This is a genomic window from Pukyongia salina (assembly GCF_002966125.1).
Taxonomy (GTDB): Bacteria; Bacteroidota; Bacteroidia; order Flavobacteriales; family Flavobacteriaceae; genus Pukyongia; species Pukyongia salina.
In genome coordinates this window covers 2713521-2736284 of record NZ_CP027062.1, presented here as the reverse complement: position 1 = coordinate 2736284, position 22764 = coordinate 2713521, and the positions used below count along the sequence as shown (strand labels likewise).

General features: G+C 41.6%; 16 protein-coding genes. 10 read left to right on the top strand and 6 right to left on the bottom strand.

What is annotated here, in order from left to right; translation table 11 throughout:
* Positions 1 to 573: 573 nt before the first annotated feature.
* Together nagB and C5O00_RS12305 are read right to left on the bottom strand one after the other, a co-directional pair.
* The gene (gene nagB, locus C5O00_RS12310; protein WP_105217134.1) at positions 574 to 2481 is read right to left on the bottom strand and encodes a glucosamine-6-phosphate deaminase; all 1908 of its coding nucleotides are present in this window, start codon (positions 2479 to 2481) and stop codon (positions 574 to 576) included.
* 13 nt (positions 2482 to 2494) lie between these two features.
* Positions 2495 to 4543: an HD family phosphohydrolase gene (locus C5O00_RS12305; protein ID WP_105217133.1), complete on the bottom strand. Its 2049-nt coding sequence runs from the start codon at positions 4541 to 4543 to the stop codon at positions 2495 to 2497.
* A 133-nt stretch (positions 4544 to 4676) separates the two neighbouring features.
* Here C5O00_RS12305 and C5O00_RS12300 point away from each other — a divergent pair, with 133 nt between their 5' ends.
* Together C5O00_RS12300 and C5O00_RS12295 are read left to right on the top strand one after the other, a co-directional pair.
* Positions 4677 to 5855 carry an acetyl-CoA C-acyltransferase gene (locus C5O00_RS12300; protein ID WP_105217132.1) on the top strand — a complete coding sequence of 393 codons (1179 nt, stop codon included), beginning with the start codon at positions 4677 to 4679 and terminating at the stop codon, positions 5853 to 5855.
* A gap of 15 nt (positions 5856 to 5870) precedes the next feature.
* Positions 5871 to 6620 carry a C40 family peptidase gene (locus C5O00_RS12295; protein ID WP_105217131.1) on the top strand — a complete coding sequence of 250 codons (750 nt, stop codon included), beginning with the start codon at positions 5871 to 5873 and terminating at the stop codon, positions 6618 to 6620.
* A gap of 55 nt (positions 6621 to 6675) precedes the next feature.
* On the opposite strand, the gene C5O00_RS12290 is transcribed toward C5O00_RS12295, so the two are convergent.
* Together C5O00_RS12290 and gyrA are read right to left on the bottom strand one after the other, a co-directional pair.
* Positions 6676 to 7944, bottom strand: a complete 1269-nt coding sequence (locus tag C5O00_RS12290) for a tetratricopeptide repeat protein (RefSeq protein ID WP_105217130.1) — start codon at positions 7942 to 7944, stop codon at positions 6676 to 6678.
* Positions 7945 to 7961: 17 nt separating this feature from the next.
* Entirely contained in the window at positions 7962 to 10505 is a 2544-nt protein-coding gene (gene gyrA / locus C5O00_RS12285) for a DNA gyrase subunit A (RefSeq protein ID WP_105217129.1), read from the bottom strand.
* 260 nt (positions 10506 to 10765) lie between these two features.
* On the opposite strand from gyrA, the gene C5O00_RS12280 reads away from it, so the two are divergent.
* From C5O00_RS12280 to C5O00_RS12270, 3 genes are all read left to right on the top strand, one after another.
* The gene (locus C5O00_RS12280; protein ID WP_105217128.1) at positions 10766 to 13321 is read left to right on the top strand and encodes an ATP-dependent Clp protease ATP-binding subunit; all 2556 of its coding nucleotides are present in this window, start codon (positions 10766 to 10768) and stop codon (positions 13319 to 13321) included.
* Positions 13322 to 13406: 85 nt separating this feature from the next.
* Positions 13407 to 13733: a TraR/DksA family transcriptional regulator gene (locus C5O00_RS12275; protein ID WP_105217127.1), complete on the top strand. Its 327-nt coding sequence runs from the start codon at positions 13407 to 13409 to the stop codon at positions 13731 to 13733.
* Positions 13734 to 13735: 2 nt separating this feature from the next.
* Positions 13736 to 14134 carry a SpoIIAA family protein gene (locus tag C5O00_RS12270; RefSeq protein WP_244592989.1) on the top strand — a complete coding sequence of 133 codons (399 nt, stop codon included), beginning with the start codon at positions 13736 to 13738 and terminating at the stop codon, positions 14132 to 14134.
* On the opposite strand, the gene hutH is transcribed toward C5O00_RS12270, so the two are convergent.
* Entirely contained in the window at positions 14127 to 15638 is a 1512-nt protein-coding gene (hutH, locus tag C5O00_RS12265; protein WP_105217672.1) for a histidine ammonia-lyase, read from the bottom strand. The two genes, C5O00_RS12270 and hutH, sit on opposite strands and share 8 nt — an antisense overlap.
* Before the next feature lie 104 nt (positions 15639 to 15742).
* On the opposite strand from hutH, the gene C5O00_RS12260 reads away from it, so the two are divergent.
* Complete coding sequence (locus C5O00_RS12260) at positions 15743 to 16771, top strand: TlpA family protein disulfide reductase (RefSeq protein ID WP_105217126.1); 1029 nt, start codon at positions 15743 to 15745, stop codon at positions 16769 to 16771.
* A gap of 41 nt (positions 16772 to 16812) precedes the next feature.
* On the opposite strand, the gene C5O00_RS12255 is transcribed toward C5O00_RS12260, so the two are convergent.
* Positions 16813 to 18360 (bottom strand): NAD(P)H-hydrate dehydratase, encoded by a 1548-nt coding sequence (locus C5O00_RS12255; protein WP_105217125.1) that lies wholly within the window; start codon positions 18358 to 18360, stop codon positions 16813 to 16815.
* Between the two features lie 109 nt (positions 18361 to 18469).
* Here C5O00_RS12255 and gcvT point away from each other — a divergent pair, with 109 nt between their 5' ends.
* From gcvT to C5O00_RS12235, 4 genes are read left to right on the top strand one after another with little or no spacing between them, the layout of a single operon-like run.
* Positions 18470 to 19552 carry a glycine cleavage system aminomethyltransferase GcvT gene (gene gcvT, locus C5O00_RS12250; protein WP_105217124.1) on the top strand — a complete coding sequence of 361 codons (1083 nt, stop codon included), beginning with the start codon at positions 18470 to 18472 and terminating at the stop codon, positions 19550 to 19552.
* Complete coding sequence (locus C5O00_RS12245) at positions 19549 to 20397, top strand: sugar nucleotide-binding protein (RefSeq protein ID WP_158676851.1); 849 nt, start codon at positions 19549 to 19551, stop codon at positions 20395 to 20397. Before gcvT ends, C5O00_RS12245 begins: the two co-directional genes overlap by 4 nt.
* 2 nt (positions 20398 to 20399) lie before the next feature.
* The gene (locus tag C5O00_RS12240) at positions 20400 to 20681 is read left to right on the top strand and encodes a 4a-hydroxytetrahydrobiopterin dehydratase (protein WP_105217122.1); all 282 of its coding nucleotides are present in this window, start codon (positions 20400 to 20402) and stop codon (positions 20679 to 20681) included.
* 30 nt (positions 20682 to 20711) lie between these two features.
* Positions 20712 to 22763: a carboxy terminal-processing peptidase gene (locus tag C5O00_RS12235; RefSeq protein WP_105217121.1), complete on the top strand. Its 2052-nt coding sequence runs from the start codon at positions 20712 to 20714 to the stop codon at positions 22761 to 22763.
* Position 22764: the final 1 nt, after the last annotated feature.

Sequence of the window (22764 nt, the reverse complement as noted above, 5' to 3'; positions counted from 1 at the left end):
ATCACGAACGAAGTGAGTAATCCTGTTCCTTCAGAAGAAGATTGATGTCAGGATTACGAGTGGAACGAGTAATCCTATATTATTGGATGTGTAATGTGATCAGGAGCACGAGTGGAACGAGTAATCCTGTATAGTTTTATGAAGTAGAAGTTTGTCAGGATCACGAACGAAGTGAGTAATCCTGTTCCTTCAGAAGAGGAGCGCTGTCAGGATCACGAACGAAGTAAGTAATCCTGTGCCTTCAGAAGAGGATTGCTGTCAGGATCACGAACGAAGTGAGTAATCCTGTTCCTTCAGAAGAAGATTGATGTCAGGATTACGAGTGGAACGAGTAATCCTATATTATTGGATGTGTAATGTGATCAGGAGCACGATAGGAACGAGTAATCCTATATTATTGGATGTGTAATGTGATCAGGATCACGAGTGGAACGAGTTATCCTGTATAGTTTTATGAAGTAGAAGTTTGTCAGGATCACGTACGAAGTGAGTAATCCAGTTGTGTTTAATGATGTTTACCGTGAAATAAAGGGAATAGCTAAGAAGTTCAGCCGATAAGACTCCTACCCCCTATTAAAACCGATACCGAACAAAAGCTTCCATAGCGGCATAATCGGCCATTCCAACCAACCTGTAAAGTGCCGCTGTGTTCTTATTTCGTTCTTCAGCTCGCATCCAGAATTCTCTTTCGTCATCACCCTGGTACATTACTCTGTCTTTTTGCGACTGATGAAAGAAAATAGCGTGTCTTTTTTTGATCACCTGGTCCGGACTCATAGGTACGGCCATCTCGATCTCGTGCAATTCCCATTCGTGCCACGCTCCTTTATAGAGCCAAACCCAGCACTGTTGCATAAAAGATTCGGATGAAAGCCTGTTCAAGGCCTCAAATAATGCATCCAAACACACTTTATGAGTACCGTGTGGATCGGCAAGATCTCCTGCAGCATATATCTGATGTGGTTTTATCTTAGTAATTATCCCAATCATTAATTCGATATCCACATCGGTTAAACCGCTTTTTTTCACCTTTCCCGTTTCGTAGAAAGGTAAGTCCAGAAAATGCACTTTGTTGTCGGGTAATCCCAAATATCGCAGAGCAGCGTAGGATTCACTTCTTCTAATATTTCCTTTTAGTTGCCGTAGTGCAATACTATCGATGGTATGATCTTTTTTATTTTTGAGTTCTTTAAGAAGTTCCATCTTTAAACCTGAGTCCGGTTCCAGAAAATTGGCGATCTCAATAAATTTTAGGGCTTCCTGGTCTGAAACTGCTATGTTGCCTGAAGTTTGATATACCACATGTACGTCATGACCTTGCTCTATTAATCGGTCTAGCGTTCCCCCCATTGAAATTACATCGTCATCCGGGTGTGGGCTAAAAACCAATACCCTTTTGGAAGCCGGTTTAGCACGTTCAGGCCGTTTGCTATCGTCTGCATCGGGTTTACCTCCAGGCCATCCTGTAATAGTATGTTGCAACGTATTGAACATTTGGATATTAAGATCGTAGGCCGATCCTTCCTCCGCTAATAATCCGGACATCCCGTGATTGTTGTAATCTTTGTCTGTAAGTCGAAGGATAGATCTATTGGTTGATTCGCATAACCATACGATCGCTTTGCGTTTCAATTCCGATGTCCAATTACACGGGCCAACTAACCAAGGGGTTTTATTACGAGTAAGTTGTGAGCCTGCCTCATAGTCGAGTATGAAGGTAGTATTCTCATGACTTTGCAAATAAGTGGCTGGTACTTCAGAAGAAATTTCTCCTTCAATAGTCTCTTTTACGATCTCGGCTTTATGCTGTCCCCAGGCCAGTAAAATAATTCGTTTGGCCTTCCGTACGGTCGCTATACCCATGGTGATCGCCCTACGGGGGACATTGTCAATACCGAGAAAAGAATCTGATGCATCTACCCTGGTGATATGGTCCAGGGTTATAATTCGTGTACCGGAATTAAAATGAGAACCGGGTTCATTGAAACCAATATGCCCCGTACGCCCTATCCCCAGTAATTGCAAGTCTAATCCACCGAAAGATGCTATCTTCTCTTCGTAATTAAGACAAAAGTCATGAATATCTTCGTAGGCCAGTTCTCCATTAGGAATATGTATGTTCTCGTCTTTAATGTCTATATGAGCGAATAAATGTTCCTGCATAAAGTGATTATAACTTTGCAGGTTTTTCTTATCCATAGGATAATATTCATCCAAATTGAAAGTGACTACATGTTTAAAGCTAAGACCTTCCTCCTTGTGTAATCTCACCAGTTCTTCATATACTTTTATTGGAGATGAGCCAGTTGCGAGTCCGAGGACGCAATACTCTCCCTTCTTATCCTTTTCCTTAATGAGATTTGCAATTTCGTTTGCAACAGCGATAGAGGCTTCGCTGTAATGTGGAAATTCTACATTATGAATTTTCTCAAACCTCGTACTTTCAAATTGTCCGGCCGGTTGATATGCGATCTTTATCATAATGTGAATTTAATTATTCCGGGTACTCCACCCGAAGATGATAGATATTATTTAGCTTCTTTTTCAGAACCTTTTTTATTGTCTGAATTTCCTTGAAAGTAATGTGCGCATTCAGGAACTGCCCATTATCCATTTGAGCATTGACTATCTTTTCCACAAAGGCATCGATCTTGGAAGATGTAGGGTTTTTAAGGCTTTTGCTCGCCGCCTCTACACTGTCTGCCATCATAAGTATAGCGGTTTCTCTGGAAAATGGTATAGGTCCGGGATACATGAAATCCTCAATTTTGGCGTCACCATTCAATTCTTTCTCTTTCTTATAAAAGTAATACACGAGATTAGTTCCATGATGGGTACGAATAAAATCGATAATACGATCCGGCAAATTATTCTTCCTGGCAATTTCAATTCCCTTGATCACATGCTCTATAATGATCTTTGCACTTTCTTTTGGGGCTAACTCATTATGAGTATTTACAGCGTTGAGCTGATTTTCTGTAAAGTATGTTGGATTCTGCATCTTTCCAATATCGTGATACAAGGCTCCTACCCTTACCAGCATGGCATTGGCACCTATCTCATTTGCAGCGGCTTCGGAAAGATTTGCAACATTCAATGAGTGGTGAAAAGTACCTGGTGCCTTATTTGATAACTCCTTGAGTAACTTACTATTAGTGTCGCTTAATTCAAGTAAAGATACATCAGATACCAGTCCGAATAACTTTTCATAGAAGTATATTAATGGGTGCGCAAACAGCGTAGCCAAACCACACAAGATGAAATAACCAAATGTCTCCCATTGTAAGGTCTGTATATTTCCTTCCTGAATGATAAAAAAAGCGAAGTACCCTATTATGTAAATGAAGGTTATTTGTGCCACAGAGATAAAAAGATTGGCTCTTCGGTATAGTTCGGATACGGTAAGTATGGTTACAATTCCCGCAATAATTTGCAAAAACAGGTACTCAAAGCTATTGGGTACTATAAATCCTAGTAATAACAAAGTAAGAACATGCACAAAGAGGCCCAGCCGTGGATCGAAAAAGGCTTTCAGAATAAGTGGCAGAACGCATAAAGGAACCACATAAACATAAGCAGCATCGAGTTTAACGATAAAAGTGGTGAGAAATACCATTAACACGATATTGAAAAATATAAACGTGACCTTGGTATTATTGGAATAGATATCTTCTCTGTATTTTTTCAGAAATAAAAACAACATTAAAAAGACGAGGGATACCAGCATTGCGTAGCCTACCAGCAGCCATATGAGATTAGATTTACTCCATACCTGCGATTTATACTCATCTTTTAAAGAATTGAGAATCTGAAAGGTATCTCCCTCAACAACTTCCCCTTTGGCAATGATCCGGCCTCCTTTTTCTATGATTCCTCGGTTAGGGTTAAGACTTTCAATTTCCGCTTCAATTGCAGATTCGGTAAGTTGCTGGTTGAAGGTCACACTTGGTACCATGGATCGTTTTAGAAGGATCTCCATATAATTCCATACATTCTCCGAATTGGTGCCTGCTTTAATCAATTCCAGCACTTTTTCATCCAGGTCATCCTGTTTTACGATCTGGCGATATGGGATCTCCTCTACCTCGTTGCCTTTTTTCAAATAAACAAGTTGCTCCTGCGAATAAGCATGAATCTCGGCGGTTACCCCGTGTAAATGCATCTTATCAATGATGTTGTTACCCAAATTAAGCAGCGTTTGCTTTCTTGTGCTATAGAGCGAATCTACATAGGACTCGTCGAGTAATTGCTGAAATTTGTCTTTGGATTGCTCCACACTACCCGCGTTAAAATCAAAATAAGGGATCGCGTTCTTTCGTATCTCGGCCTGTTCATTTGCGAGGGCTTCCTCACTTTTCTTTATGGTGAAGCTAAATGGAGCATATAAATTTTCGTACTGCCAGGGTTTCCCTTTCTGAAAATCATATTTGAACTGCCCGCCTTTCGGAAGTAAGTATATCACCAGTAAAGTAGAAGCTATAAACAAGAAGATCTTGTAGACAAGGGCTTGATTTCTGGAGAACTGCGATAAACGTTTGTTCATAACCTCAAATGTACAGGAAAAAGTAATAATAATGAACCATTATTCTTACAAGCATTGGTCTTGGAGATTGATATTTCATATTATAATATGTAAATTTGCGTTCCTCTTATCAATCTTGAAAATTCGCAAGCTAATGAGTAAAAAAGTAGTAATTGTATCGGCAGCAAGAACACCAATTGGTAGTTTTATGGGAAGCTTATCTTCGCTTTCTGCATCCGCACTAGGATCGACTGCCATAAAAGGTGCTATGTCTAAGATCAACCTGGATCCGGCCCTTGTAGACGAAGTATATATGGGAAATGTTGTTCAGGCAGGTGTTGGGCAGGCTCCAGCAAGACAAGCTGCTTTAGGCGCTGGAATTCCGGATTCGGTACCATGTACTACAGTGAATAAGGTATGTGCATCTGGCATGAAGGCGGTAATGCTTGCTGCACAAGCTATTACTTTAGGCGATGCAGATATTATCGTGGCGGGAGGAATGGAGAGTATGAGTAATATCCCACATTACCTGCATTTAAGAAATGGACATAAATTTGGTCCGAAGACCATGATAGACGGAATGCAAAAGGATGGGTTGGTTGATGCTTACGATGAACAAGCCATGGGAGTTTGCGCCGATCTGTGTGCTACCGAACATCAATTCTCAAGGGAAGAGCAAGACGCTTTTGCCATTCAATCTTATGAACGATCTGCCAAAGCGTGGGCCGAAGGAAAGTTTGCAAACGAGGTTGTTTCTGTAGAAGTTCCACAAAGACGTGGGGAGCCGATAATTATTTCTGAAGACGAAGAATTTAAGAATGTGCGTATGGATAAAATTCCCACTCTACGCCCTGCATTTTCTAAAGATGGAACTGTTACAGCTGCCAATGCCTCTACCATTAATGATGGTGCGGGAGCTGTAATCCTAATGAGTGAAGAAAAAGCTTCGGCGATGGGGTTAACACCTTTGGCAATTATAAAAAGTTACGCAGACGCTGCCCAGGAACCTAAATGGTTCACTACAGCACCAGCCAAAGCACTACCCAAAGCATTGGCTAAGGCAGGTCTGGATATCAGTGAAATAGATTATTTCGAATTTAATGAAGCTTTTGCCGTTGTGGGTCTTGCCAATATGAAAATTCTTGGATTAAATGATGAGAATGTAAATGTAAATGGAGGTGCTGTTTCGTTAGGGCATCCTCTTGGTTGTAGCGGTGTACGAATCCTTATTACACTAATGAACATTCTGGACCAGAACAATGCACGCTACGGAGCTGCTGCTATATGTAATGGTGGTGGTGGTGCGTCAGCAGTAGTAATTGAACGAGTTTAACTACTGCCCGCATTGATGAAACACGGCATTTGCAATTTAAGTATCGTCCCTTTACGCGCCGAGGCATCAGACCGAAGCGAAATGGTTAGCCAACTTCTTTACGGTGAAACTTTTAAGATCCTGGATCATAGAAAAAAATGGAGCCGTGTTAAACTTCACTTAGATAAGTACGAGGGGTGGATAGATAACAAGCAATTTACCGCTATTTCCAAGGAGGATTTTAATAAATTGAATGATCTGCCCAAACAGTTATTGGCGGATCTGGTTAATTTCTTAACTAACGAAAGGGAGGAACTAAATCTTATCACTATCGGTAGTAATGTAGCCGCGACTAAATATCTTGGGCATACCTTTGAAGGTAACCGGGTAGAGAGCCCATTACCTAAATCCGCAATTGTCGAAACGGCCTTATTATTTCTTAACACCCCCTATCTATGGGGCGGTAAATCTCCTTTTGGGATCGATTGCAGCGGATTCACCCAACTCGTTTATAAACTATGTGGTTATAGTTTACTCAGGGACGCCAGTGATCAGGCTTCTCAGGGTGAGGCGTTGAGTTTTATTGAAGAAAGCGAGCCGGGAGATCTGGTATTTTTCGACAATACCGATGGCGATATCATTCATGTGGGGATCATCATGGCCGATCATCATATCATACATGCTCATGGAAAAGTTCGGATTGATCGCCTGGACCATACCGGCATCTTCAATCGTGAACAAAGAACACACACCCATAAACTGCGTGTTATAAAACGTATCGTATAAAAAAATCCTCCATTGCTTATGCGCAGGAGGATCTTTATATCTTATTTAGAATTAATTATTGTTTGCTTTCCAATTCTGCCAGTTTGGCTTTCGCAACCTTGAATTTATCATCCTCGCCTACTTGTCCGTAGATATTCATTAGAGTTCTCAATAATTCGATGTTGTCCGGACGATCGCTAGCTGCCGCTTCCAGGTATGGCATGGCATCACGATAAAGGCCATTCTTTACTTCTTTTAATTCGTCGTAACGGTCGTAATCTTTTTGCGATGTACCCAGATTGTTCATCTCTTCAATGATGGGTCCCTCCTTTGCAAGAATTGTAGCTGCAATATTGATCTTGGCATTGGTGAAAGTAGGATCAATTTCAAGAGCCTTTTTATAATACTGTATGGCCTTTTCGGCTTCTCCTTTATTTGCACTTCCTACTCCAAGGTTGTAATACAGTTCCGGGTTATTAGGATCATCGGCAATGATCTCTTCCATTAACCGGCTGTATTTTTCCAGGTCGCCCATTTTGTAGGCCATATCAGCCTCGGCTCGTAATAAACTTGGATCATCCGGATTGGCCTCACGAGCATCTTTCATAAGAGCTAAAGCCTTTTCGTTGTCGTTTCGGCTAATATATATAAGAGTTACTTTCTGAAGTACATCTCCACGAACAGACTCTGACATCCTTTCGGTTGGATTGGTATATTTTCCAGAAAGCATGTTGGTGTTACGGTCACTTTCCGAAGCAAAAACCACATCTTCCCCGGTTTCAATATCGGTTGCGACAAATTCCTCTCTTATACCTGTATAGCCCATATCAAGTAAGGTGGTATAATACTCCAGTGCCTTATCCAAATTCTTCGCATTAACAGCATTACCTGCTGCATAGTACAGATCGGAAGTATCTTTCTGAATGGTATAGCTGGTGTATAATTTCTCGGCCGCCCGTGCATAATTTTGCGCATTCTGATCTGCCACAGCACTATTCACCAGGGCTACTCTCAGGTTTTGCTTTCCAATCGCCGCTTCCTCTGCTACTTTTCCTGAAGGAGAGAGTTCGGTAGCCATTTTAAAGGCATCCGCTGCTGTTTTTAATTTATTGAAATCGGTCGTTCCGGCTTCCGCCAAATACGCTTTTCCTTTTAATACATAAAATTGGGCCTTCATTTCGTTATCGGCTGCTCCTAATAGCGATTCGGCCTGATTAATATAGTCAATGGCTTCTGCCACATTTCCGGCTCCCAATGCTTTCTCGGCTTTTTTAATTTCTTTTTTCTGTCCGAAAGCAACGACTGTCATACATAACAGCCCCGCCAGCAAAAATTGTTTTCTCATTGTAATGGTTTTAATTTTTATTCGTTATTATCAGTATCCGCATCACTATTATCAAGAGTGGTGCCATTTTCCGGTTCAGGCATATCACCTTCAATCACATCGCCGTTTTCATCAACATCATCTTCATCGTGCATGACCTTGGCCACAGCGGCTATTGCATCATCCTCTCTCACCTTAATTAATCGAACACCCTGGGTAGCTCGTCCCATGACTCTAAGGTCTTCAACAGCCATTCTTATTGCGATCCCGGACTTATTGATGATCATCAGGTCATCCGAATCGGTTACATTCTTGATGGCTACTAAGTTACCGGTTTTTTCCGTAACATTTATGGTCTTAACACCTTTCCCTCCTCGGTTTGTGATACGATAATCTTCAATGCTCGATCGTTTGCCGTATCCATTTTCAGACACAACCAATATTTCGGTTTCAGCATCTTCAATAGCGATCATTCCAATTACTTCATCATCCTTATGTCCCAGTGTAATTCCCCGAACACCGGATGCATTTCGTCCCATAGGCCGAGTCTTCTCTTCTTCAAAACGAATGGCTTTTCCACTTTTTACTGCGAGCATCACCTGGCTTTCACCATTGGTAAGCTTAGCTTCAAGAAGTTCGTCATCTTCTTTAATGGTAATAGCGTTAATACCATTGGTACGCGGACGCGAATACTGTTCAAGAGGAGTTTTTTTAACCTGGCCTTTTTTAGTTGCCATGATCACATAATGATTGTTGATATAGTCTTCATCCTTGAGATCCTGAGTACAAATGAAAGCTTTCACCTTGTCGTCCTGTTCAATATTGATAAGGTTCTGTATCGCACGGCCTTTGGAGGTTCTACTTCCTTCCGGAATTTCGAACACTCTCATCCAGAAACATTTCCCTTTTTGAGTGAAGAACAGCATATATTGATGATTGGTTCCCACGAACAAATGCTCGAGGAAATCCTCGTTTCGCGTTGCCGATGCCTTCTGGCCTACTCCACCACGATTTTGTTTTTTGTATTCTGTAAGAGAAGTACGCTTGATATATCCTGCATGCGAAATGGTGATTACCACTTTTTCGTCGGCAATAAGATCGGTTATACTCACATCGCCTCCGGCATATTCGATCACAGATCGTCTCTCATCTCCGTATTTGGACTTGATCTCTTCGAGTTCCTCCTTGATGATCTGCATTCTGCGCTCTTTCTTATCAAGAATATCTTTATAATCTTCGATGGTCGCCATCAATTCTTCGTATTCACTTCGCAGTTTATCCTGTTCAAGACCGGTAAGTTGTCTCAATCGCATTTCAACGATCGCCTTTGCCTGGATCTCAGACAGCTCGAACGTTTCCATCAGTTTTTCACGAGCCTCTTCTGCGTTGGAGGAAGCACGTATAAGGGCAATCACTTCGTCAATATTATCGGAAGCTATAATAAGTCCTTCCAGAATATGCGCACGCTCTTCTGCTTTCCGAAGTAAATATTCGGTACGGCGGGTCACAACTTCATGGCGATGCTCCACAAAATAGTGGATCATTTCCTTGAGGTTCAGTAATCTTGGGCGTCCTTTTACAAGGGCAATATTATTCACACTAAAGCTGGATTGCAGCTCTGTGTATTTATATAACATATTCAGAACAATGTTCGGAATGGCGTCGCGCTTCAGGATATAAACGATCCGCATTCCATTTCGGTCTGATTCATCCCTGATATTAGAGATACCATCAATTTTCTTATCGTTCACCAGATCGGCTGTTTTCTTGATCATATTAGCCTTATTCACCTGGTATGGGATTTCAGTAACAACTATACATTCACGACCGTTGATCTCTTCAAAATTGGCCTTGCCACGCATAACAATTCGGCCTCTCCCTGTATGAAAGGCCTCCTTTACGCCTTCATAACCATAAATAACGCCTCCTGTAGGGAAATCCGGCGCCTTTACGTGCTGCATTAGTTCATCGATCTCGATCTCGTGATTTTCTATATAGGCAATGGTACCATCTATAACTTCACTGATGTTATGAGGCGGCATATTAGTTGCCATCCCAACAGCTATCCCGGATGCACCATTGATCAATAGGCCCGGGACTCTCGTAGGAAGCACGGTAGGCTCCTGTAAGGTATCATCGAAGTTTAATTGATGGTCTACCGTCTCTTTATCAATATCAGACAGCATATCCTCCGAGATCTTGCGCATACGAGCTTCCGTATAACGCATCGCAGCCGGACTATCACCATCGATGGATCCAAAATTACCTTGTCCATCCACCAGCATATAACGAAGGCTCCATTCCTGAGCCATACGTACCATAGCGTCGTAAACAGAGGTATCTCCATGTGGGTGGTACTTACCAAGAACCTCCCCTACTATTCTCGCAGATTTTTTATGGGCACTATTCGACCTAACTCCTAACTCGTGCATTCCGTAAAGAACGCGCCTGTGAACAGGTTTCATTCCATCCCGCACATCTGGCAGTGCTCGTGACACTATGACGGACATAGAGTAATCTATGTACGCAGATTTCATTTCATCTTCAATATTTATCGGGATCAGTTTTTCGCCTTCAGCCATAGAAATATTAGTTTAAATTTTACTGTTAAATCTAAAAGGCAAGATACACCTTTTTGTAAGTTTTAATAGGGCTTCCCGACGTATTAATTCATGATTTTATTAACAAATATTTAGTAGTAAATCGTTAATAAGTATCGAACTTTATACTTTGAATTTCCGATGTTTTTTTGTCCTTTTACTGGAGTTCATCTAAAGTGGGTATGGTTTTTGCCTTTTTTTAGGTAATTTTAGAGTTTTTAGAAGGAATTGGATTTAAATTTATGGATGATAATTTTTCCCCAAGAGTAAAAGATGTAATTGCGTACAGCAAGGAAGAGGCCCTAAGATTGGGCCACGATTTTATTGGTACCGAGCACCTCATGCTTGGATTACTTCGCGATGGGAATGGTAAAGCAGTAACAATCCTCAATGCCCTGGATGTGGATCTTAACCACCTAAGACGTAAAGTTGAGATATTAAGCCCTGCAAACCCAAGTGCGGGATCCAGTACAAACGATAAAAAGAACCTGCATCTTACTAGACAAGCAGAACGCGCTTTGAAAACAACCTTCCTTGAAGCTAAATTGTTTCAGAGTTCATCGATCAATACAGCACATTTGTTATTATGTATCCTTCGGAATGAGAACGATCCCACTACCAAATTGCTGAATAAACTGAAAGTAGATTATGATGGTGTAAAAGATCAATTTAAACTTATGATCACAAACGATGAAGATTATATAGAAAGCCCATCGTCCGAGTCATTTCCAAACGAGGATGATGCCGCAGGTGAAGAAGATACTTCCAAAGAGAATCTGTTTTCCGGAACCAGTGGCAAAGGGAACAAGAAATCTAAAACTCCTGTTTTAGATAACTTCGGAAGAGACCTTACCAATCTTGCCGAAGAAGGCAAGCTGGATCCGGTTGTGGGCCGGGAAGCCGAAATTCAACGTGTTTCACAAATACTGAGCCGTAGAAAGAAGAACAATCCACTACTCATTGGAGAACCCGGAGTGGGTAAATCGGCTATTGCCGAAGGCCTCGCCCTACGAATCATTCAACGTAAAGTGTCTCGTATATTATACGACAAACGCGTGGTTACCCTCGACCTGGCGAGCCTGGTTGCAGGGACTAAATATCGCGGGCAGTTTGAGGAACGAATGAAGGCCGTGATGAACGAATTAGAGAAGAATGACGATATTATTCTATTCATTGATGAGATACATACCATAGTGGGTGCAGGAGGTGCTACAGGCTCTCTGGATGCTTCCAATATGTTTAAACCTGCTCTTGCGCGGGGAGAGATTCAATGTATAGGCGCAACTACCCTGGACGAATACAGGCAGTATATTGAAAAAGACGGTGCCCTGGAACGAAGATTCCAAAAGGTGCTGGTAGAGCCTACATCGGTTGAGGAAACTATCGAAATACTTCAGAATATCAAAGACAAATATGAGTCGCATCATAACGTAAGTTATACAGACGCGGCCCTGGAAGCCTGTGTGAAACTCACCAACAGGTATATGACCGAGAGATTTTTACCAGACAAGGCTATAGACGCACTTGATGAAGCCGGTTCACGTGTTCATATTACCAATATCCATGTTCCTGAGAAGATCCTGGAGATAGAACAAAAACTGGAGGAAGTACGTGAACTTAAGAATTCTGTGGTGAAAAAACAGAAATACGAGGAAGCTGCAAAATTGCGCGACGACGAAAAGAATCTCGAGAAAGAACTCGCTACTCAACAGGAAGCCTGGGAAAGTGAATCCAAATTACACAAGGAAACCGTAGATGAGGAAAATGTAGCTGAAGTAGTATCGATGATGACCGGTGTTCCGGTAAATCGTATCGCCCAGACGGAAAGTAACAAACTGGCCGAGTTACCCGATCGTATCAAAGGTAAAGTAATTGGGCAGGATGAAGCTGTTTCGAAGGTTGTGAAAGCGATACAACGAAACCGTGCTGGACTCAAAGACCCTAATAAGCCTATTGGTTCCTTCATATTTCTGGGGCAAACAGGTGTTGGAAAAACCCAACTTGCAAAAGTACTGGCAAGAGAACTTTTCGATAGCGAGAATGCTCTTGTTCGTGTAGATATGAGCGAGTATATGGAAAAATTCGCAGTGTCCAGATTGATCGGAGCGCCTCCGGGATATGTGGGCTACGAAGAAGGTGGACAACTTACCGAGAAGATACGCAGAAAACCTTATGCGGTTGTTTTGCTGGATGAAATTGAGAAAGCACACCCGGACGTTTTCAATATGTTACTCCAAGTGCTGGACGACGGATATTTAACAGATAGCCTTGGCAGGAAGATCGATTTCAGAAATACCATAATAATCATGACCTCCAATATTGGAGCGAGAAAACTGAAGGACTTCGGACAAGGTGTAGGTTTTGGAACTGCAGCTAAGGAAAGTCAGGCAGATTCGCACGCGAAAAGTGTTATTGAGAATGCGCTTAAAAAGACATTCGCGCCCGAATTCCTCAATCGAGTGGATGATGTGATGGTGTTCAATCCACTGGAAAGAGAACATATACACGCAATTATCGATATTGAATTGGAAAAGCTGTATGAACGAATTTCCGACATCGGCTATACCCTTACCCTTACAGATAAAGCTAAGGATTATATTGCCGATAAAGGCTTCGACAAGGATTATGGTGCAAGGCCACTTAAAAGAGCTATTCAGAAATACATAGAAGACGCCCTGGCCGAAGAGATCATAAATTCGAATCTGCGTGAAGGCGATTCAATTGCCATGGATCTGGATGAAAAGAAAAACGAACTCAGGATCAAGATCAAGAAACAAAAGAAGACAACAGAGTCTTAGATTTTTTTCTGAATAAAATTTAGCACCTGTTCCCATCAAGCAGGTGCTTTTTTATTGGCCTGAATGCAGAGAAATAATTTCAGAAATGAAAGATAAAAAACAGGTAAAACAAAGAATAATCGATGAAATAGAAGCCACCAATATTCTTGTGGAAAAGTACCGCGATCTCACCAAGCCCATCGCTCCGGAAAATGCGATTGGGCGTGTTTCCCGAATGGATGCCATAAATAATAAATCGGTCAATGAAGCCGCTTTACGTAAGGCTGAAAATAAACTCAATAATCTGCAAGTAGCGCTTTCAAAAATTGATGATCCAGATTTCGGATACTGCATATCTTGTAAAAAAGAAATACCTTTAGGTAGGATACTTTTAATGCCTCATGCGGTTAGCTGTGTAAATTGTGCCAGATAAAAATGAACTATTCCCTTATGAATTCCAATGAAAAACATATCGAAACTTTCGATTTTGGTGTGGCCGAATTACATCGGGATTATATCCTTATGGTTATGAACGAGGGAATAACTGTGGATTTCGAAATTAATAGACAACTATGCGAGTATGCTGCTAATTATTACAAGAACAGGCAATTTGGTTATATCACCCACCGAAAGAACTCATATTCGGTAGATCCTTATGTGTACAAGGAAACGTCAAAATTAAAAGGATTAGTTGCCTTTGCCATTGTATCTGATAAGCATATCCGGCGCGAAACCGCTATTCTTGAGAAAATATTTCTCAATAAACCTTTAAGGACCTTCAAAGAATTAAATACCGCAATTGCCTGGGTACAAAGCCACACAAATTCTAATTAAATAAAATATCACTTTCGATATTCATATTTTGTATAAATCCTATCGCCGTATGAATGTCATCGGCCAGTAGTCTGTCTTCATCCACAAAAGGAACCGCATTCCTAAATGAACTTACAAAACTCTCCAAAAATGGAGAAGATTTTTTAGGCCTTCTAAATTCGAGCGCCTGAGATGCATTAAGTAGTTCGATCGCAAGCACCGTTTCCAGGTTCTCTAACACCTTGTAACATTTTGTGGCTGCATTTGCCCCCATACTTACGTGATCTTCCTGCCCGTTTGAAGACACAATCGAATCCACAGATGCAGGAGTGGCAAGTTGTTTGTTCTGGCTCACAATACTAGCAGCTGTATACTGTGGGATCATAAAACCACTGTTCAGGCCGGGGTTGTTTACCAGGAAATCGGGCAATCCTCTTAAACCGGACACCAATTGGAATGTGCGTCGTTCAGATATATTGGCTAATTCGGCAAGCGCTATGGAGAGATAATCCAGTGCAAGGGCTAAAGGCTGTCCGTGAAAATTCCCTCCTGAAATGATCTTATCTTCGGCAACGAAGATATTTGGATTGTCTGTAACCGAATTTATCTCTGTTTTAAAAGTTCTATGTGCAAATAAAATAGTGTCTTTACTGGCTCCATGAACCTGGGGGATACATCGAAACGAATAGGGATCCTGCACATTTTCCTTTTCACTCTTGCCTATTTCACTTTCTTCAAGCAGGTATACCATGCGCTCTGCTGTCTTTACCTGTCCACGATGGGGTCGTGCCAAGTGTACAAGAGGATCGAACGGACTCATATTGCAGTCGAACGCATCTAAAGAAACAGCACTTATCACATCAGCCAGATAGGACAATTTATGGGCACGAAGTAATATATAAACACCGTATGCGCTCATAAATTGAGTTCCGTTAAGCAGTGCAAGACCTTCCTTAGCTTCCAGGGTGATCGGCTCCCAATTATATTTTTTCATAATCTGAGCCGCATCTACAATCTTGTCCTTCACATACACCTCCCCTTTGCCAATTAACGGCAGGGCCAGGTGCGCCAAAGGTGCCAGGTCGCCCGAAGCACCCAAACTTCCCTGGGTATAAATCACCGGCAATATATCGTTATTGAACATGTCTATTAACCGTTCTACTGTTTTAAGCTGAACCCCACTATGTCCATAGCTCAAAGACTGTATTTTTAATAATAACATGAGGCGGATCACATGTTTTGGAACGTATTCACCTGTGCCGCACGCATGAGACATCACTAGATTTTCTTGCAGTTTAGAGAGGTTTTCTGAAGATATTTTAACATTACATAAGGCTCCAAAACCTGTATTAATCCCATAAATCGGGCTATCATCGGTCTTTATTTTATTGTGGAGATAATCGTGGGATTTGTTGATATTTAGAACAGCTTCTTCTGATAGTTGAAGTTTTCTACCTTCTTCAATGATCTCTTTGAGAATAGGCAGGTCCATTATATCACTACTTACGTAATGTGTCATTTGCATGAAGTGGGTTGTTTCACGCAAAAATACAAATTCCATGATAGGAATTTCAATTAATCTGTAAACTCGAAATATTCTATTATTTTAGCCTGTCTAAAATAAAATAAATGAAAAAACTCCTTCTAGCTCTGTTTGCCCTTGCTGTGTTCGCTTGTGCAGAAGAAAAGCCCAAAGATTACGTAACAATTACAGGTAAGATTACAAATAAGAACAGTGACGAAATTAAGATCTATAACCGAACTTATTCCAAGCTCATAAAAGTTAACGAAGACGGAACTTTTAGTGACACTCTCAAAGTGGTAAGAGGAAAATACAGTTTTTATGACGGTAATGAAGGTACTTCACTATTTCTAGAAAATGGTTATGACCTACACATGACACTCGATACCGAGATGTTCGATGAGACCATAAAATATACCGGTGTGGGTGCCGAAAACAATAATTTCTTAGCTGAGGAGGCCCTGTTAAAGGAAAAATTGCTGGATGGTGATTTCGATTCATTCGATGAGGCACAGTTGAAAGCAGCCTTGGAAAATGTAAAAAACGAGGTTAGCGCGTTTATAGAAAATGCCGGGGAGATAGACACCATGATCACTAATGATAGCAGAGAACGACTTGACGCTACATTACTGTCTTATGAGCGCTATTACGGCGGTATAATCTCACTTAGAAAAGACTTTCCAAAAGGGGCTCCCTCCCCTGTTTTTAAAGAGTACGAGAATTTTAATGGAGGAACAACCTCCTTATCAGATCTTAGAGGTAAATATGTGTATGTAGACGTATGGGCTACCTGGTGTGGACCCTGCAAAGTGGAAATTCCACATCTGAAAAAACTGGAAGCCGAATTTCACGATAAGAATATTGCTTTTGTGAGTATGTCCATAGACGATGACAAACGGCACGACGATTCGTGGGAGAAAGCACATCAGGCGTGGAAAGAGATGGTAGCCGATAAAGAATTAACAGGCGTTCAGATCATGGCTCCTAAAGGATGGGAGTCGGATTTTGTGAAAAATTACAAGATCAACGGAATTCCTCGATTCATCCTTATAGATCCTAATGGAAACGTTTTCGATCCCAATGCGCCACGACCATCAGATCCTAAACTAAAGGAACTATTGCAAACACTAATCTAATACAAGCTACAGCAATTTAAAAGAGGGGAAAACCCCTCTTTTTATTTTTGGTCATTTTCGTCTTGCTGAACCGGTTGGTCCGGTTCCAACAACGACAAATATGCTTTACCAATATGGTCGGCCACATCCCCCGCCATAACAGCTTCAAAGCTGTTGGATTGGGACACGATATTTCCGGCAAGTCCGTGAAGGTAGGTAGCAAAGACCGTTGCCAGTAGAGGGTCGTATCCCTGGGCTAGCAGAGCCGCGATCATTCCGGACAATACATCTCCACTACCTCCTGTGGCCATTCCGGGATTTCCCGACGTATTTATGTAAAGTTTATCTTCGTGTACTGTTATAGAATTCGCTCCTTTAATGAGGAGGATACATTTATACTTTCTTGTAAATTCTTTTACCTTTTCTAATTTATCGTAATCGTCTTTCCAATCACCTACTAATCTTTTTAATTCCCCGGGATGTGGAGTTAATACAGATTGAGGCGGGATCAATTTTTTCAGATCCTTGTCCAATGCGATACAATTTATGGCGTCGGCATCAATGACATAGGAGGCCTTTGTTTCTGAAAAAAGCTTTTTTAAAGCATTTACGGTACGTTCGTTCGTACCAATGCCCATTCCTACTGCTATGGCCTCCACCTCCGGGATATCATCAACTTCCGAGATCAAATGGTCGTAAGCATCGGTAATAGCCATTACCTCGGGCAAGGCCGTCTGGATGATGTCGTAACCGCATTTCGGTATAAAGGAAGTAACCAGGCCGGCACCTGCCCTGTAGGCGGCTTTTGAAGACAAGACAGCGGCACCCATCTTTCCATAGCTACCTCCTACAACCAATACGTGTCCATAATCTCCTTTATGCGAATATTTTTTACGTTGCTTATAGAATTGCCTGGCTTCCTGCTTTGAAATAAGATGCGCCAGAGGCACTGTATTGTGTAAAAACTCGGGGTCGAGGCCTATGTCTATAATTTCAAAGTATGGGGCGAAATCCCCCGAATCTGGCAGAAAGAAGGCTAATTTTGGCGCCTGGAAAGTAAGCGTGTGATTTGCCATGATCACTGCTTCCATATCGGCCACCGGTTTGTTGGCATGCAGACCGCTAGGAATATCTATTGATAGTCTGAATGCTTTTTGCTCGTTGAGATATTGTATGAGCTTCTTTACCCAACCTTCCGGGGCCCTGTTCAGGCCAATTCCGAAGATAGCATCGATAATCACATCGTCCGGATGAATTTCCGGGAAATCGGCTTCCGAAGTCATCAATATGGGCCATTTCTTCGTAATTTCTTTTACCCGGTCATAATTTATCAGAAAGCATTTAGAGCGTTTGTCGGTGAAATTAGCGATGTAGATATGTACAACATAGCCGTGTTCTATAAGATGCCTTCCAAGCACCAGGCCATCACCGCCGTTGTTTCCAATTCCACAGAAAATATGCACAGGCACCTGGGCTCCCTGCATCCGTTGATGTAACCAATTGAAAATCTGAGTTCCCGCCCGTTCCATCAGGTCTAAAGAACTGATATTATGCTTTTCGGTGGTCACCTTATCTGCTTGTTGCAGCTGTTCTGCGGAGAAAACTTTCATGTTGAAAAATGTTTTATGCAAGTTACCATCCTTGTTGAAAACAATCAAGCAATTCCTTCGTTAGCTTCTTCAGATTATAATACATTTGCCACAAAATTATATTTCACCAATGAAAAATACAGCTCTTAGTCATATTCATGAAGCCCTGGGCGCTAAAATGGTACCATTTGCAGGTTATAATATGCCGGTTTCTTACGAAGGAGTTAATGCCGAACACGAAACAGTACGCAAAGCCGTAGGCGTCTTTGATGTCTCCCACATGGGCGAATTCCTAATTACCGGACCCCACGCCTTGGATCTAATTCAAAAGGTTTGTAGTAACGACGCATCAAAATTGGTTGATGGGCAGGCCCAGTATAGTTGTTTTCCTAACGAAGATGGAGGTATTGTGGACGACCTTATCGTGTATCGCCTGGAAGCAGAGAAATGGCTGTTAGTTGTAAATGCATCTAATATCGAGAAGGATTGGAAGTGGATTACCAGCAAGAACAGTATGAATGCCGAAATGCGAGATATTTCTGAAGATTTTTCTTTATTGGCCATTCAGGGCCCGAAGGCCGTTGAGGCCATGCAATCTCTTACCTCCATAGATCTAAGTGAAATTGGTTTCTATACCTTTAAAGTAGCAGATTTTGCAGGGATCGAGCATGTAATCATTAGTGCAACCGGTTATACCGGCAGCGGAGGATTCGAGATCTATTGTAAGAACAGTGAAGTTGAGCAGGTATGGAACAAAGTACTGGAAGCAGGAGCCGACTACGGGATCAAGCCTGTGGGACTTGCAGCACGGGATACGCTACGCCTTGAGATGGGCTATTGCTTGTATGGAAACGATATAGACGACACTACTTCTCCTTTGGAAGCGGGACTGGGTTGGATCACTAAGTTCACAAAAGACTTTATCAACTCCGAAGCCTTACTCAAACAAAAGGAAGAAGGTGTACGGCGTAAACTAGTTGGCTTTCAACTGGAAGAACGTGGCATTCCCCGCCATGGCTACGAAATAGTAAATGATAGTGAGCAAGTGGTTGGTAAGGTAACCAGTGGTACCATGTCCCCTTCTCTCAATATAGGGATAGGACTAGGCTATGTCCCTACCGAACTAAGTAAACCAGGTACTTCCATCGGAATTCAAATAAGAAAGAATGTAGTACCTGCCACTGTTGTTAAATTACCGTTCTACAAGGGGTGATCCACAACAGAATACTTATACTTGGTGCCAGCGGATTTGTAGGCAATGCCTTATACAGGGAGTTGGACTCCTACTTCGATGTATATGGGACTTATTGTACCCAGGACGGACTTTATCTGGACAATCAGGTCTTTTTTAAATACAACGCAGAAACAGATAGTCTGTTAAAACTACTGGATGAGATAAAGCCTCGATATATCATTTCTACATTTTCTTCGGAAATGGAAGCAGCTATGAGATCGCATGCCGAACTCATTTCATATTGTGAGCTGTTGCCCATGAGCCGGATATTGTTTGCCTCGTCTGCCGAAGTATTCGACGCCCGAAAGAAGTTTCCGTCTTACGAATACGATAAACCGCTATCTGAAACAAATTGGGGGCGAGCTAACATTGCTCTGGAAAAATTGCTATTGGAACAATTACCATTGCAAACAACCATTTTCAGGTTGCCGGAGATACTTGGTATCAATGCCCCGTCCATCATGCAACTACGGCAGGCCATAAAGCACAACGCGGCATTCGAAGTGTACCCCAAGCGTATTATAAGTGTTACCACCGCCGAAAAGATCGCGCAACAGCTTCACTATATAATCAACAAGGATTTAATTGATATCTTCCACCTGGCCAGTACAGATGTGGTGCATCACGACGATATCTTCAGAGAGATCGCTGTACGAATAGGCGACAAGTTACCAGTTTTCAAGAAGGTTTTTAGCAGTAATGAGGATGAATACCAGGCGATTCTTCCGAAGGAAAATTCGTTGCCGGAAGCCTATAGAATAACTGTTGCCGAAGTCATTGAAAGTAGTACCTTACACGACGAAATAATTACCTTAAAAAAATAAAGATGAAAAAACTTTCCGAAGCTGAAATCCAGGATGAATTACAATCATTACCCGGGTGGGAATATGCAGATAATGCCCTTCATACAGGTTTCGAATTCGAAAACTTTAAAGAGGCTTTCACTATCATGACCCGCATTGCGTTTGAAGCAGAAAAGCTGGATCATCATCCCGATTGGAGCAATGTGTATAACCAGTTACACATTTCATTATACACTCACACCGAGGATGGGGTTACCGAAAAAGACATAGCGCTGGCCAAAATTATTAATGATCTGGTAAGTTAAATTTTTGTATTTTTCTTGCAACCCAATGCTATGATCAGGAATCTTTGCCTCATTACTTCTTTCTTATTCAGCCTGGCGGCTAATTCTCAATCTGAACCACCATTCTGTGAGCAAATGGCTGCCCTTAAATCACTTGTAGAATCACAACATTTTAAACCCAAGCCCTTTGATGATGCACTAAGTAGCGGGGTTTATAAATTATTCGTGAAACGGCTTGATGAGGATAAAATCCTCTTTACAGATGCCGACATAGCGGTATTTAAGAAGGACTCCCTGCTAATAGACGATTACTTAAGAGACAATAACTGTGATTTTATTCAGAAATATATAAAAACACTTAGGCAACGTATTGCCGAGACCAAACAGGTATTGGAATCGTATAGAAATACAAAACTGGACTATAGTGGTACAGACACCCTTAAGTACTATAGAACGAAGGAATCCGGATATTTTGACGATACAGCCGCGATGAAAAAGTACTGGTCCAAAAGATTGCGTTTTGAGATATTATCTAAAATGACCGAAGAAGATAGTCTAATAGAAAGGTTAGAGAAGAATTTTAACATACTCGAAACCGAAATAAGGCCGAAGGTTTTCGAAAAAATGTTGTGTCAATTGGACGAGATGGAGAATGCTGAAGGCAGTATTGAACGGTTTACCACCGAGACGTTTCTGAACGCCTTTACAAATTACCAGGATCCGAATACCACCTTTTTTAACAACACCGATAAGACCATGTTCGAGAATTCGGTATCTACAAGTTTGATGACCTTTGGTTTATACACCGATAAGAATGAGGAAGGCGAGATCGTGGTAAGCTATGTAACGCCTGGAGGCGCTGCGTATTTTGAAGGCACCATAGAAGAAGGTGATGTGGTGCGGTCACTTCGTTCGGGAACGAGTGTTGTTGAAACCACATGTATTTCGAATGAGGAGATCACAGCATTCCTTACAGACAATAATCATACTAAGGTAACTTTCAGAATAAAGAAAAAGGACGGCACCATTAAGTTGGTAAATTTGTCGAAAAAAGCAGATAAAGCCGTGGAAAACTTAATTCGCGGGTATGTGGTAAAGAAGGAATTTCCTGTGGGATATATTAGTATTCCCAGTTTTTATACAGATTTCGAATCGCCTAATGGTCTGGGAGTTGCCAATGATGTTGCCAAAGAGATATATAAACTGAAGAAAGAGAATATTCAGGGATTGATCATCGATCTGCGTTTTAATGGCGGGGGTAGTATGAAGGAAGCTTCAGACCTTAGCGGAATGTTTATCGACCGCGGCCCCGTTTCAATCTTGAAATACAAGGATGGCGAAACCTACACAGTTAGAGATGCCAATCGCGGTACTGTTTTTAACAAACCCATAGTGATCATTCTCAACGGATACAGTGCATCTGCCTCCGAATTCTTCGCGAGTTTGATGCAGGATTATAACAGGGCGATCATTGTTGGTGCCGTAAGCTACGGGAAATCGAGTATGCAGGCTATCTTTCCTTTGGATGAGGAAAAGGAAGAATTAGGTTATTGCAAGATCACTACAGATATGTTCTACCGAGTCACCGGACAAAGCAATCAATCACGAGGCGTGATCCCGGATATTATCTTTCCCAGCATGTACGATGGACTTGACATTAGTGAAAAGCATATAGATTTTGCTCTCTCTAACGATAGTGTGGCTGTAACCGTACCTCACAAACCTAAACGGAAGATCCCGATCAATTTTCTGAAAGAAAAGAGCGAATATCGTATGAGCCTGGATGAAGGATTCCGTAAGATCAAAGATCTTAACAAGGCCCTTGTAAACAATTATATTAAAAAAGATACCATCTATTCGTTAACCCTTCGGAATGTGTATGGCGACCTTAACGGCTATAACGAACTATGGAAGGATTTCATTTCTTATTTCGAGAATCGAAAGGGCGTTTTAACGGTTAGGAATACCGCTTCTACAGAAGAGCTACTTCAATACAATGACGATGAGAAAAAGATCAACGCTTTTTCCATGGCTGAGATTGGCAACGACATCTTTATCGAGGAAGCCTTTAATATTATTTCCGATATCAATGAAATTAAATAAT

Bases quoted from the DNA above. Each gene is read 5' to 3' on its own strand.
- gyrA (WP_105217129.1), bottom strand. From the start codon at position 10,505: ATGGCTGAAGGCGAAAAACTGATCCCGATAAATATTGAAGATGAAATG.
- C5O00_RS12305 (WP_105217133.1), bottom strand. From the start codon at position 4,543: ATGAACAAACGTTTATCGCAGTTCTCCAGAAATCAAGCCCTTGTCTAC.
- C5O00_RS12290 (WP_105217130.1), bottom strand. From the start codon at position 7,944: ATGAGAAAACAATTTTTGCTGGCGGGGCTGTTATGTATGACAGTCGTT.
- hutH (WP_105217672.1), bottom strand. From the start codon at position 15,638: ATGCAAATGACACATTACGTAAGTAGTGATATAATGGACCTGCCTATT.
- C5O00_RS12260 (WP_105217126.1), top strand. From the start codon at position 15,743: ATGAAAAAACTCCTTCTAGCTCTGTTTGCCCTTGCTGTGTTCGCTTGT.
- C5O00_RS12270 (WP_244592989.1), top strand. From the start codon at position 13,736: ATGAACTATTCCCTTATGAATTCCAATGAAAAACATATCGAAACTTTC.
- C5O00_RS12295 (WP_105217131.1), top strand. From the start codon at position 5,871: ATGAAACACGGCATTTGCAATTTAAGTATCGTCCCTTTACGCGCCGAG.
- C5O00_RS12255 (WP_105217125.1), bottom strand. From the start codon at position 18,360: ATGAAAGTTTTCTCCGCAGAACAGCTGCAACAAGCAGATAAGGTGACC.
- nagB (WP_105217134.1), bottom strand. From the start codon at position 2,481: ATGATAAAGATCGCATATCAACCGGCCGGACAATTTGAAAGTACGAGG.
- C5O00_RS12280 (WP_105217128.1), top strand. From the start codon at position 10,766: ATGGATGATAATTTTTCCCCAAGAGTAAAAGATGTAATTGCGTACAGC.
- gcvT (WP_105217124.1), top strand. From the start codon at position 18,470: ATGAAAAATACAGCTCTTAGTCATATTCATGAAGCCCTGGGCGCTAAA.
- C5O00_RS12235 (WP_105217121.1), top strand. From the start codon at position 20,712: ATGATCAGGAATCTTTGCCTCATTACTTCTTTCTTATTCAGCCTGGCG.
- C5O00_RS12300 (WP_105217132.1), top strand. From the start codon at position 4,677: ATGAGTAAAAAAGTAGTAATTGTATCGGCAGCAAGAACACCAATTGGT.
- C5O00_RS12240 (WP_105217122.1), top strand. From the start codon at position 20,400: ATGAAAAAACTTTCCGAAGCTGAAATCCAGGATGAATTACAATCATTA.
- C5O00_RS12275 (WP_105217127.1), top strand. From the start codon at position 13,407: ATGAAAGATAAAAAACAGGTAAAACAAAGAATAATCGATGAAATAGAA.